Annotated in this window: 14 protein-coding genes and 1 pseudogene; 13 read left to right on the forward strand and 2 right to left on the reverse strand. The window is 70.4% G+C overall.

Going from position 1 to position 12,466, the window contains the following annotated elements; genetic code table 11:
* The 6 genes from ABZS71_RS28435 to ABZS71_RS28460 form a co-directional block, all read left to right on the forward strand.
* The coding region (locus ABZS71_RS28435) for an amidase domain-containing protein (protein ID WP_356214682.1) at positions 1-236 on the forward strand (236 nt) is incomplete at its 5' end.
* 34 nt (positions 237-270) lie between these two features.
* Positions 271-921 carry a hypothetical protein gene (locus ABZS71_RS28440; protein WP_356214684.1) on the forward strand — a complete coding sequence of 217 codons (651 nt, stop codon included), beginning with the start codon at positions 271-273 and terminating at the stop codon, positions 919-921.
* Positions 918-1,736 (forward strand): hypothetical protein, encoded by an 819-nt coding sequence (locus ABZS71_RS28445; protein ID WP_355847528.1) that lies wholly within the window; start codon positions 918-920, stop codon positions 1,734-1,736. The genes ABZS71_RS28440 and ABZS71_RS28445 overlap by 4 nt, the downstream gene beginning before the upstream one ends.
* 100 nt (positions 1,737-1,836) lie before the next feature.
* A complete protein-coding gene (locus tag ABZS71_RS28450; protein ID WP_356214731.1) occupies positions 1,837-2,241 on the forward strand; it encodes a DUF3662 domain-containing protein in 405 nt (134 codons plus the stop codon).
* Between the two features lie 47 nt (positions 2,242-2,288).
* Positions 2,289-2,600: a hypothetical protein gene (locus ABZS71_RS28455; protein WP_356214686.1), complete on the forward strand. Its 312-nt coding sequence runs from the start codon at positions 2,289-2,291 to the stop codon at positions 2,598-2,600.
* Positions 2,601-2,757: 157 nt separating this feature from the next.
* Positions 2,758-3,789, forward strand: coding sequence for a hypothetical protein (locus ABZS71_RS28460; protein WP_356214688.1), 1,032 nt, complete (start codon positions 2,758-2,760; stop codon positions 3,787-3,789).
* A gap of 97 nt (positions 3,790-3,886) precedes the next feature.
* Here the strand turns inward: ABZS71_RS28460 and ABZS71_RS28465 are convergent, their stop codons facing one another.
* Positions 3,887-4,396: a hypothetical protein gene (locus ABZS71_RS28465; RefSeq protein ID WP_355847537.1), complete on the reverse strand. Its 510-nt coding sequence runs from the start codon at positions 4,394-4,396 to the stop codon at positions 3,887-3,889.
* Positions 4,397-4,479: 83 nt separating this feature from the next.
* Positions 4,480-6,537 carry a DUF4429 domain-containing protein gene (locus ABZS71_RS28470; RefSeq protein ID WP_356214690.1) on the reverse strand — a complete coding sequence of 686 codons (2,058 nt, stop codon included), beginning with the start codon at positions 6,535-6,537 and terminating at the stop codon, positions 4,480-4,482.
* 56 nt (positions 6,538-6,593) lie between these two features.
* On the opposite strand from ABZS71_RS28470, the gene ABZS71_RS28475 reads away from it, so the two are divergent.
* From ABZS71_RS28475 to ABZS71_RS28505, 7 genes and pseudogenes are all read left to right on the forward strand, one after another.
* Positions 6,594-7,601, forward strand: a complete 1,008-nt coding sequence (locus ABZS71_RS28475; protein ID WP_356214692.1) for a D-cysteine desulfhydrase family protein — start codon at positions 6,594-6,596, stop codon at positions 7,599-7,601.
* Between the two features lie 268 nt (positions 7,602-7,869).
* On the forward strand, positions 7,870-8,610 hold the full coding sequence (locus ABZS71_RS28480) for a DUF4142 domain-containing protein (protein ID WP_355847546.1): 741 nt from the start codon (positions 7,870-7,872) through the stop codon (positions 8,608-8,610).
* Between the two features lie 690 nt (positions 8,611-9,300).
* A complete protein-coding gene (locus ABZS71_RS28485) occupies positions 9,301-9,711 on the forward strand; it encodes a hypothetical protein (RefSeq protein WP_355847549.1) in 411 nt (136 codons plus the stop codon).
* A complete protein-coding gene (locus ABZS71_RS28490; protein WP_356214694.1) occupies positions 9,708-10,502 on the forward strand; it encodes a transcriptional regulator in 795 nt (264 codons plus the stop codon). The genes ABZS71_RS28485 and ABZS71_RS28490 overlap by 4 nt, the downstream gene beginning before the upstream one ends.
* Positions 10,503-10,539: 37 nt before the next feature.
* A complete protein-coding gene (locus ABZS71_RS28495; protein ID WP_356214696.1) occupies positions 10,540-10,974 on the forward strand; it encodes a roadblock/LC7 domain-containing protein in 435 nt (144 codons plus the stop codon).
* 83 nt (positions 10,975-11,057) lie between these two features.
* Positions 11,058-11,432, forward strand: a complete 375-nt coding sequence (locus ABZS71_RS28500) for a hypothetical protein (protein WP_356214698.1) — start codon at positions 11,058-11,060, stop codon at positions 11,430-11,432.
* Positions 11,387-12,232: pseudogene (locus ABZS71_RS28505) on the forward strand (MFS transporter); the annotation flags it as partial. The gene ABZS71_RS28500 and the pseudogene ABZS71_RS28505, both read left to right, overlap by 46 nt.
* Positions 12,233-12,466 lie beyond the last annotated feature (234 nt).

Below are 12,466 nucleotides of genomic sequence, written 5' to 3' on the forward strand. Positions count from 1 at the left end.
CCGACAGCCAGAAGACCGGGGACGTGCTCTTCTACGACTGGGGACAGGGCGAGGGCGTCAGCCACGCGGCGATGCAGGTCGGCTACGGCCCCGACGCGACGTCCCCTTCCTGGAAGGGCAACTACGTCGACCAGCACACCAGCAACCGGTACCACGCGTTCTGGTCGCTCAAGCCCTACAACGCCGCCTGGGCGACGACCACGGTCTACTTCATGCACATCGACGCCGCCAACTGACACGACGTCAGTAAGCTTGTGAACCGGAGATAGCATGCCCCCCGTCAAGTCCACATGGCGTACGACGACGGCCATCAGCGCGCTGACCGTCGCAACCGTCGGCGGTATCGTCGCGCTCGGCGGCGCGGACGCCGCGTCCGGCAGCCCGCAGACCGGCGCCGGCCTGGTCCAGGCCGGCGCCGCTCAGCTGCCCAGCGTCAAGAGCGCCTTCACGGGCGCCATCAAGGCGGCCCGCACCTCCCAGGCTCCCCCCGCCTCCGCCGTCGGCGATGTGTCCACCCTCAAGGCCGGTCAGGCCGCGCCGATGGCCGGCTCCTCGGTACGCCGGCGCCAGCTGTCGGACGGACTGTCCACCCTCGCCAAGCACTTCACCCCCCAGCAGGCCAAGCATGAGGCGGTCGGCCTGCGCAACGCCGTGGCCGGCGAGGCCGATCCGACGTTCCGCAACCTCGGCAGCGGAGCGTCCAAGGTGGACTTCACCCGGGTCGGTGTCTCCGGCTCGACGGCGACCGTCCAGGCCAAGGTCACCCTGTGGGCGAAGTTCCAGCAGCAGATCGACGGCAAGTGGGTCACGGCCAACCCCGTCAACGTCATGAACTACACCGCCACGCTCGTCAGGAACGCCGAGGGCGACTGGCTGGTCGACTCCCTGACGGGCAACTTCGCCCCGAACGAGGGGCCGTGACACCTCTCCGTATCGCAGCCGGTGGCCTGGCCTCCGTCCTGGTCGCCGCCCTGGCCACCGGCTGTGCGAACACCGCCGCCCCGCCGAGCGCGCGGCAGCAGGTCATCGACCGGGTCCACCACGCCTATGAGCGGACGACGGCGCTGCCCGCCGTGTCCGCCGCCCTGACCGAGACCGTCGCGTCCGGCACCAGCGCCGTGGCGCAGGGCAAGGGCACGGCCGTCTGGGAGTTCCCCCACCGGAGGGGCGAGACCCGGATGACGGTGAACGGACAGACCCCGGTGATCGCGCTCCGGGTCGAGGACACCTTCTACGAGGGCCGGACGCGGAAGGCGCTGGCCGGCACCGGACGGGACCTCGCCCGGACGGGCGCGCGCAACCCCACGGCGATGCCGCAGATCCAGGCCCCGGGGCTCGACCCCTTCCAGCTGACGACCCTGCTGGGCGCCACCTCATGGCCCGACACCCTGGAGAGCGCGCAGCCGGTCGTCACATCCGACGACAGCGGCCAGCACACCGAATACCAGCTCGGTATCCGAACGGCCCGACTGGCGACCCATGCCAAGGGGGCCGACCGCACCTGGCTGACCGCGATGTCGCGACACCCGGGCGGGGCGGTCGTCACGGTGGCCGCCAGGCTCTCCCACGGCCGCATCAGCACGCTCTCCGCGCAGCTCCCCATCCCCAAACCGCACTCCCTCGCCAAGGAGCCCAAGGGGGCGAGCATCGCGCCCACACCCAGGCCGATGACCGTCCTCGTGTCCGCGGAGTTCTCCTATGTGAAAAAGCCTCAGCCCCTTGTCATCCCCTCGTAAAGAAGGGGGCGGCCGCGGGCCGGCCCCTTGTCGTGGCAGGAAGCCATGACAAAGGCACGACCAGGGCATGACGTGGTACTTCACGGGAACTCGGAGCGGCATGGAGACGCTGAACCGATGGGAACGAGTCCTGGAGCGCTGGGAGGAAGCGCTCGTCGCCAAGGTGTTCCGCAGTGAGCCTGTCGAGCTCCTCGGTGCCCTGCAACGGGAGTGCGACGACCATGCCGTGGTGTGCGGCCCACACCGGGTGGTGGTCCCGAACGTCTATGACGTCGCGCTGTCCGACGCGGTGTACGAGGAGCTGGAGCGACGCGGCTGCTCGGTGGGAGAGGAGCTGACGGACCACCTGATGCGGCACGCGGAGGAGAACGGCTACGAATGGGCGGGCCCGCCCACCGTGCATGTCACCCGGTCCAGCACCGTACCCAACGGCCGGTATCAGGTGGCGAGCAACCCCATGTCCCACATCCGCGCCGACGCGTTCACCGCCCCGGTCCCCGGCTGACGCCGGGCCCGGCGCGGCCCGCATCGGCCCGAGACAACATGTGTCTGATGGCCGAGGGACCCCACGACAGCGTCGGTGAAAGCGACGGCCGCGGCGCCACATCCGCCTTCGTCATCAACGACAACTCCTGCGAGACGCTCCGCGCCTCGCAGGCCCTGATGTTCGAGGACGTGCAGAACGCCACGATCACCGGCAATACGTTCGCCACCCCGACCGACCACGCCATCGGGCTCGCCGACCACTCCACCGGAGCGCATGTCGGCGGCAACACCCTCCACTCCGGCATCGGCTATGAGGTGGGCATCGACGCGTCGTCGAGGGCGGGCTACGAGGGCCCTGAGCCCGGCGGAGAGCCGTAAGAGCCTCGGGGAGGAGGAGAGGGGGGCGGGGCCGCACGACCCCGCCCCCGGCCTCGGCTTCGCCCTGAGACCTCGCTCGATCGCTCTCCCCCGCCAACGCCCGTCGCGGCGACAGGGAATGCCTCACAATGGCGCTACCACCTCAGGGGGAGAGTTCATGACGGAGTTGCGCGCCGAGCTCGTGGTGCCTCAGGGCAGACAACGCCGCGCACGGGGACGGGCGCTCATCGCCTGCGGCTGGACCTTTCGGATCGTCGGTACGCTCTTGGGCCTCATCGGAATTCAGCGAGGCCGCATGGCCGGCACCGGCCAGCTGGTCATCCACCTGGGCGAATCACCGGTGGTCATCCCGTTCTGGGGGAGACTGCTCATCGCGCTGACACTCAGCGCTGCCGGAGTCCTGCTCTTCCTGGTGGGACGCGTCCTCGCAGGCCGCGGACGGCAGCACATCGCGCATATCATCCGCTCCCTGACCGAGATCGACGGAAGGCCCTTCGTTCTCTATCTCCGGCCGTTCGCCGACGACCTGGCGGGAGCCCGGATGCCGACGCATACCCCCGCCGCTTCTTTGGGGTCCTTGTTCCGCCTCTCGGGACGCACCCAGGAGGAGTCGCTTCGCGAGATGTTCCGGGACTTCGGCACCATGGTCGCCATCGGCAGACCAGGTGAGATCCTTCCTCTGCCGGGTGCGCTGCGCGCCTATCTGCCCGTCGACGACTGGCAGGACACCGTCCGCCACCTCATTGCCAGGGCACGGCTGGTCGTCATGGGCGCGGGGCCGGGGCCGGGAACGATCTGGGAACTGGTCGAAGCCGTACGCACCGTCCAGCCGGCCCAGCTCGTCCTGGTCGTTCATCACGAGGCGGACGTCTACGAACAGTTCAGGAAGGCCGCCGCCGCGGAGTTCGCCGCCCGGCTGCCGCGACTACGCCGGGAGAAGGGCCCGCACTGGCTTCCTCCGGCCCTCCCCGACTATCCGCCCATCCGCCACCCTGAACGGCTCACTTGGGACTACGTTCTCAAAGGAGTGATCTACTTCGAACCCGGCTGGAAGCCCCGCTTCCTACGCTTCGACCCGACCGCCCTGCGTCGTCGCACCCAGTCGACGATGACCAAAAGCGTCAACCGTTCCCTGGAGCAGGTTCTGCGATATCTACGGGATGCGGGCCCTCCGTCGCCCAACCGCTAGGACCGCTCAGCGCGTCCTCGCCGCGCCCCGCGGCCATACGGTGCGGACCGGGACACACCTCCCACGGCGCTGTCGACGGTTGCCCCGACCTTACAGGTCACAGGACGAGAGCGAAGAAGCCCAGAAGGTAGGAGAGACAGAAGATGACCGGCACCCACTGCTCGACATGGGTCAACGGCAGGTACCTGCGCCAGTCGCGGCCCTCACCGAGCGCGCCCCACTCCGCTCGGGAGTAGGCGTACGCCGGCAGTCGCTCCTCGAAAGCCCCGATCACAGCGTACTTGGCGGCATTGAGCTGCCGGTACGAACGCACCATGACGAACCACGCGGCGCACTGGCCGAGCAGAATCACCAGGCCCGCGACGAGAGGCCAGACCGACACCCCGGTCAGTGCCTGGTCCGAGACCGCCGCCACCACCGCCACCACCGCACTGTTGAGCGACAGGAAGAAGGTGTTGGTCAGGTTGCGCCGGGCACTGACCCGGTCCGCCATCTCCACACACAGCTTGTACTGGGCCAGTATCGCCTCCTGGTACTGCTCACTGGCCGCCGAGTAGTCGGACGGGCCGATCTCCGTGTTCCACAGCGCATCCCCGAGATCGCTCATGCCACCAGCATGCCGAACGGGGCGGACGAGCGCAGGCCCTCGTGCCGACTCTCCGACCGTGCGTGGGGGCGGACACGTCCCGCTCACGGAAATTCGGGTATTTCGAGGTCACGACTCTTTCGGACGGCGCCCGACAGGTCCTGCATGGTGAGTCCGAACCTGACAACGAGCCAACCAGTGATCAAAAGCAGGCCGACGACCTGGAATCGGCGCGCCCAGTGGACGTTCCGACGGTAGCCGAGCGGCTTCAGCACGGGGCCGAGTCGCAGCGCGATTCTCGTGTCGAGGGCCAACAGGGCGCGCGGGAAACCGAATCGCAGGGAGACCACCGTCGGATGCCAGCCGTACGTGAAGGTGATGGCCGCGGCGATGCGCTGCCGGACGGGTCCGTCCGCGGCATCGTCGGGCAGCGGGTGAGGCAGCACAGCGGAGGCCCGCCGCCGGAATTCGTCGTAGGTCACCGGATCCGTGGGCACCAGGATGATCAGTTGCTCCGGGCGCAACAGCGCCACCACTTGGCGCAGTTCCCAAAAGAGCGCGTGGCCAGTCCCGCAGCGCATGACCACCAGGCGGCAGCGCAGCAGCAGCGACAAGACGGCCGACCGCCAGTCCTCGTCGGCCGGGACCTTCCCGCGCGCCGCTCCCGGAGCCGAGCGGCCGAGATCCAGCGCGATAAACGGTCCCACCCCCTGGACCACATCGGCCACCGCCTCCTCCAAGGAGGTGAACGCTCCTAATCGCGACGGTTCGGCCGCCTGCGCGTCGTCCTGAAAGGAGCGCAGGAACAGCACGGGGCGGCGGATGTCCGTACGCAATGCCATGGAGGCGTTCCGCACCCGCGAGAGTCGTTCGGCCCTGTACCCCACGCGGAGCCCGGTCCAGGCCATGACGGCGAAAGCTCCCGCGGCGAGTAGTCCGGTCCTGTCGAAGGCGAAAAGCCCAGCCAACACGAATGCGGCGACGATGAATACCACCCCAAGGACCGGCAACAGCCCGCGCGCGACGATGTGACGCCGCCAGCGCACCCTTCGCGGTGCGATGTCGCCCAGAACGGCCGGCACCTCGCGTCTCCGCCGTACCGGTCCATGCCGCAGCACGGCTCTCATGAGCCACTCGTCCCGTGGTTGCTCGCGCCACTCCCCCGTCAGGCTGAATCCTTGTCGCTCCAGGCGATCCCTGCGCGTCGGAACGTCGAGCACCCACACGGCAAGCTCGCCCGCCCCCTCCGTCGCGGCCCGGCGCATGGCGGCGGCGAGAAGTCCTGTCTCCACCTCCCGCATCGGGTCGTGCGGCGGGAGCTCCCATGTGCTGATCTCCCATGAGTCCGGACGGTTTTCACGGAGGCGTGTTCCGATCTCCCCCACCCGTACGCCATTCCGGGTGGCCACGGCGGCAAACGTCTCCCCCGCACGCACGGGCGCGACAGCACGTATGTCGAGCCCTGACCATGAGCGGTCCAGCACCGCGCGTACCGTCGCGACGAACAACACGCTCTCCGCCTGCCCCGGCACGGACACCTCCAGGGTGTGCGGGTCCTCGCGGGGCTCCAGCCCTCTTCCGGGCTCGCCCACCACCAGGAACCGCACCCTGTACGGTCCCAGCTCCTTCTCGGCGCACCACTCCACCGCTTCCACCACTCCCAGCGGAATGACCGTGGGTGTGTCCCCCGAGGACCATTCGATCCGGATGCTTCGCCCTATGAGCTCAGCGGTCCCCTCAACACCCTTCAGTCTCTTGACCGCACGGGGCAACAGCTCGCGGGGGACTGCCCCCATCGGCGTGGCGCCGATCGCTTCCGCGAGGGCATCCCGCAGCCGGTACGCCATCGCTCGGTCGCGCCGGTGGAACCGCACGATGTACGGGTCGAGACCCTCCGGCGGGTCGGACCCGAGCACATCGGCCACAGGGTCCGCGCCGGGCCGGGGAAGGATCCTCAGCGCACCCCATCGCCCGCCTTCCGGAAGGGTCACTTCGACGCCTGCCAAGGCCGTGACGGGGATGGAGCGGCCGTTGAGGGCCTTGAGTAAGGAGTGCTTCTGAAACGGTGTGTAGTAGCGGAATGCGCACCGTGCGCCATCGAATTCCACCGTGCATGTGCTGCCTTGAAGAATGATGGGCGGGTCGAAGCCGTCAGCGACCATACGGGCACCGTAGCCTGCTACCCGAATTGCCGGAACGGCCTCGAAGGGAGTCAGCGATGACCTCCGACAGTGGTATCCCACGACGCGTCACGCTCGGCACCTGGCCGACGCCGCTCGAACCCGCGCCACGGCTGGCCCGCGCGCTCGGGCTCGGCGCCGACGACCTCTGGGTCAAGCGGGACGACCTCATCGGGCTCGGCGGTGGCGGGAACAAGGTGCGCAAGCTGGAGTGGATCTGTGGCGCGGCGCTGGCCGACGGAGCCACGGTTCTGGTCAGCACGGGCGCGCCGCAGAGCAACCACGCGCGGCTGACCGCCGCCGCCGGTGCCCGGCTCGGACTTGACGTCGTCCTGGTGCTCGCCGGGGCACCCGGGGCGTCGGCGTCCGGCAATCTGGCGCTCGACGGACTCTTCGGCGCCACGGTGGTGTGGGCCGGGGACGTCGACGGCAAGGGGCTCGCCGCCACCGCGGAGCGGGTGGCCGAGCGGCTGCGACGCGACGGCAGCATACCGGCGCTGATCCCCTTCGGCGGCTCCAGTGTGCTGGGGGCGCGCGGCTACGCGGAATGCGGGCGGGAGCTGCTCGCCCAGGACCCCGGCCTGGAGACCGTCGTTGTCGCGGTCGGCTCCGGCGGCACAATGGCCGGGCTGATCGATGTGCTGGGCTCCGCGCGTGTGCTGGGCGTGCACTGCGGTGCCGTCGCCGATCCGGCCCTGACCGTGTCCGAGCTGGCCTCCGGCCTGTCCGGCGCGGACTGCGCTCCGCAGGCGCTCCGGCTGCGGTTCGACCAAGTGGGTGCCGGCTACGGCGCCCTGACCGAGCCGGTCATGGCCGCCATGACCCTGGCCGCCCGCACCGAGGGCCTCATCCTCGACCCGGTCTACACCGGGCGCGCGATGGCCGGTCTGGTCTCGGCGGTGGCGGACGGCGGCATCGTCGCCGGGCGACGTACGGTCTTTCTGCATACGGGCGGTCTGCCCGGACTCTTCGGCCACCCGGCGGCGCTCACATACGCCGAAGCCGAGCTTTCCGTCGCGGACGGGGAGGGCCCCGCTGCGAGCTGAGGCGCTGGTGGAACGGCACCGTCGCGCGCTGAGATCACCTCATGCACACGACGCCACCGGACTGGAACCACTGCGGAGTCGGTGAGCCGAAGCACCCCGGCACGCTCGCGCATGCCCTGCCGTACGCCCGGCGCGCGCCCGGCGGTTCAAGAGCGCATAAAGAACCGTGAGGCGCTTGAGCAAACAGGCTCCGTGATCCGTATTCGGCGGTACATGCACAGCGCAACACTGCCCGATACAACGACCGGCGCCCCCGCCAGGAGGGTCTATGCGATCCAGGTACTTCGTGACAGGAACCTCTCTCCTCATCGGTTCCGTGGTGGTCACCCTCGCCGTCATCATGTCGCCCGTCCTCACGGGGGTGCAGCAGAAGACCGTCACCGCCATGAAGGAGACGACGTCCACGCAGTACGGACCGCTCAGCGGGGCCGACAGGGAATTCGTGGTCAAGGTCCGCCTCGCCGGACTGTGGGAGTTCCCGGTGGGTGAACTGGCCCTCAAGAAGGGCACGACGAAGGCGGTGAAGACCGCGGGTGACCATCTGATCAAGGGGCACGCGCAGTTGGACGCCGCGGCACGGGACATCGCCCCCAAGCTCGGCATCACCCTGCCCAATAAACCCACGCCGCAGCAGCAGGGGTTCCTTGACACCCTGACGGCCGCGACGGGCAAGAACTTCGACTCCGAGATGGCGAACATCCTGCGCATCACCCACGGCCAGATCTTCAGCTCCATCGCCAAGATCCGGGCGACCAGCAAGAACAGCCTGGTGCGTCAGCTCGCCACGCAGGCCAACAACACCGTGCTGGACCACATCACCCAGATGGAGAACATCGGGATGGTCGACTTCGACAGCCTCCCGGCCAAGATCACCGCCACCCCGACCAACGGCCCGGACTTCACCAAGGCGCCCATGCCCCGCCCCGGCGAGCCCATGGTCGTCCTCTCCGAGGCCAATGCCAACAGGGGCGGGGCGTCCCCCACTCCGTCCACCCCCGCCGCCCCGTAATCCCTCGATGTGACCGTCCGCCCCCCCGTCTTGAGCTCGCCCGGGTGTTGCCCTCGCACCCGGCGAGTACGCCTCAGGACAAGCCGGACAACGGGGCCGTTTTCACGACCTCGACGGCCGCCAAAACCGGCCACTCTGAGCGGCGTCCCGGGCCGAAAGGGCCCCACCGAGCCCTTCTGGCATACGCGTTGAGTGGCCGCGGCGCGCCCTTCCTCGGCCTCCGCTCGGAGTCGACCACTCCACGACCGTCTACTGGTCTATCCACCACGCCTGCAATAGGACGGTGGAATATGCGTCCGCCCGTCTGTGGCCCAGGGCGACCCATCCGCGCTATGAATCGTTCCGATAGACCACGGCCGGGCACGGGCACGGCTTCCGGGGCCCGGCACCCGAGGGTCGGCCGGGAACCTCACCACGAGGCAAAGGCGCAGCACAGACGGGTCGGCCCCGGAGCGCACAGCCGGAAGCGGCCGTCGCCCGGGGCACCTCCCTCCCCCTCGGCGCCGATGGGGGCCCGTGGGGCTGCCGGGGTGCAGGGGGCGCATGGGGTCGCGGACCTTACTACAACGCGCCCGCCGTTTCGGAGCATTACCGGATTTCACCCCCTAGAGCTGAACCCTGCGTAACCTCGCCGTTACGGGCGAAGCCACCGGTGCGCGCCACGGGCAACGCAGGGAGGGGAGCAACCGCATGCCCGGAATCGACGAGTGTCTGCTGGAAGCGATGACCGTGAACGGCGCGCGCGGAGCGGCCCTGATCGAGTGGACCAGCGGACTCGCCCTCGGCATGGTCGGCGAGGTACGGGACGACGACCCCGAGGCCACCGCGGCGGAGACGGCCGAGCTGGCCCGTATGGCCGCCGAGCAGACGGCGTTCGCCGCGGTGACGTCGAACAACGGCGACAACGACGACGCGGACGGGGAGCCCCCCGTAGAGGACGTCATCGTCACCACCCGCACCTGCTACCACCTGCTGCGCTTCGTCGACACGGCCTTCGACAGCGGTGTCTTCTTCTATCTGTGGCTCGACCGCCGCGACGGGAATCTGGCCCTCGCCAGGCTACGGCTGCGCGATATCTCCCAGCGTCTGGCGCTGATATGAGAGACCCGAGAACCCGCCGCGCGCCCAGCCTCACCGAGCTCGCCGCCGAGCGGGCCAGTGGCGCCCTGCTGTGCGACGCGGGCACCGTCTACTTGACGGAGGGCCAGGTCGTTTACGCCGAGAGCCCCGTGGCCCCCGGGATCGATGTTCTGCTCACCACCGGCGGACGGCTCACCGTCGACATCTGGCGGGAGGCGGTGGGCCGGACGGACCCCCTCGGCGGCGTCGGCCGGTTCCTCGTCGACAGCGGCCGGCTGTCGGGCGCGGAGCTGGAGATCTGCCATCTCGGCGCGCTGTTCGACGCGGCCTACTTCGCGCTGGGCCCCGGCAGCGGACCGCGCGGCTTCCAGCGGGGCGCGGCGCACTGGCTCGGACCGGTGCGTCCGGTGGGCGCGGTCGCCGTCGAGCGGGAGACCCGGCGCCGCGGCAAGCTGCTCGACGCCCTGTGGCCGTATCCCCAGGTCGACACGGAGCCCGTGGTGCTCCGCCGCCCGGATGGCCGCGCCCCGGCCGTCACCCGGCGTCAGCGCGCGGTGCTGGCGCTGGCCGACGGGGTCCGTACGCCCGCCGGGATCGCCCGCGCCCTGGGCCGTCCCGCGTTCCACACCCTGATCGACATACGGCGGCTGGCGGCCGCCGGACAGGTGGAGACGCCCCGGCCGTCCCCGCCCACCCGGCCCCGCACTCCCGCACCGCCGGGAGCGGGCAGCGGTCCGGCCGCGGTCGTCTTCACCGATCCCGACATCGACCTGCTGCGTCGGCTCCGCGACGCCTTGGAGGCAACCCTGTGACTCCCCCGACCGCCCCGGCCGCGATGTGCGCAGCGTCATGAGACGCACCCTGCGGCAGCGCACGGAAAGGAGGCAGCTGTTGGCCGCCGAACCCGAAGTGCTCGAGGAGCTGCGCCGGTTGCGGGCGCGCGTGGCCCATGTGACCGGCGCCCTGGCCGCCACCAGCGACGGCGTCGTACTGGCGCATGACGCGGCCACCGTCGAACCCGACGGCGTCGCCGCGCTGACCGCGGCGGCCCTCGGGGTGGCGCAGTCGCTGGCGGGCGCCACCGGCCGGGGCGCCTTCCGGGAGCTGCTGGTCCGCGGCGAGGACGGCTATGTCGCGACGTACGCCGCGGGGTCCACCGCCGTCCTGACCGTCCTGGCCGGTGAGCGCACCAACGTCGGCCGCCTCCATATGGAGGCCCGTCGGTCGGGCGCCCGGCTCGCCGATCTCGTGAGCGGCGCACTCCGCCGGGCCGAGCAACCCTGACCACCACGACTTCCCCCCCACGGCGCCCTCATGGGCGCCGGCACCATCCGGATACCCATCCACCGAAAGGAACTGCCACGATCATGGCGAACACCCAGACCGCGCTCAAAGAGGCGATGACATCCATCGAAGGCACCCTCGGCGTCGCGCTGGTCGACTACTCCAGCGGTATGGCCCTGGGCACCGTGGGCGGAGGGAAGGAACTCGACCTCGCGGTGGCCGCCGCCGGCAACACCGATGTGGTCCGCGCCAAGGTGCGCACCATGGAACAGCTCGGCCTCAAGGACGCCATCGAGGACATCCTGATCACCCTCGGCAGCCAGTACCACCTGATCCGGCTGTTGAAGGGGCGGGACAGCCAGGGCCTCTTCCTCTATCTGGCGCTGGACAAGAACCGGGCCAACCTGGCGATGGCCCGGCACCAGCTGCGCAAAATAGAGGCGGACCTGGAGATCTGATCCGTCCGGCCCGGAACCGGGTGCGGGGTGCCGCTCGTCTCGCGGTGCCCCGCACCCCACGCCGTGGCCACCGCGAGCCCCGCGCCACCCGGCCCGAACGCCGCCCCCGAGCGCTCATCGGCGAGGTCGGCGAAGGGCTGCGGCTGATCGCCGGCGACCCGTGGCTCCGTACCCTGACGTCTTCGCGGCCGCCTCCGACCTGGCCCTGATGGGGTATCAGTCGCTCCGGGTGGTCTTCCCGGTCCGCGGCGTCGGCCTGTCCGCCGGGCTGGTCGGCGGACTCGTCGCGGCCGTCAGCACCGGAGGCGTCGTCGGGGCCTTCGCCGCCCGCCGGGTGGCCGACCGGGTCGGCACGGCCCGTGCGACGCTCCTCTTCGAACTCGGCCTCGCGGTAGGCGCCCTGCTCATCCCGCTGACCGTCGGCGGAGCCGGAGTCCTGCTCTTCGTGGCGGGCGGTTTCTGCGTCACCGCGGGTATCCGTGGCGGGCAATGTGCTCAAGGCGAGCTTCCGGCAGCGCTACTGCCCGCCGAAGCCGCTCGGCCGCCTCACCGCGAGTTCGGCGTTCCTCACCTATGGGGCGCTCCCTCTCGGCGCCCTGCTCGGCGGCGCGCTCGGCACCGCACTCGGCCTGCGCCCCGCGATGTGGGTCATGACGGCGGGGATCCCGCTCGCCGGGCTGATCCTGTTCTTCTCCCCGGTCCGGCGGGCCCGGGACCTGCCGATGTCCCGCCGGCCGGCGGGCGGTGCGACGCTTCCCCTGGACCTCGATGACGAACCGGTAAGGAGCCCTCACCCATGACCGCTTCCCGCGTAGGTCGAGTGGCGGTACCACCGGCGTTGGCAGCCGCCGCGAGCCGCCAATGAGCCGGGGGACGCGGCCGCGTGCGGGCCGCTGTCGGCAAGAGACGGCCCGGCGGTCGGGCTACGCTCGAAGGGAAGGGCTCGGTTCGCCTGCGGACTGCTCTCCATACCGCTGTCGCCCGCGCGCGTTGTTCGCCCCGCGGTCGACGGTGTGGGCAGGCGTCCGGCACTG

Origin of the sequence: Streptomyces sp. NPDC005393 (assembly GCF_040606675.1) — a bacterium.
Lineage (GTDB): Bacteria > Actinomycetota > Actinomycetes > Streptomycetales > Streptomycetaceae > Streptomyces.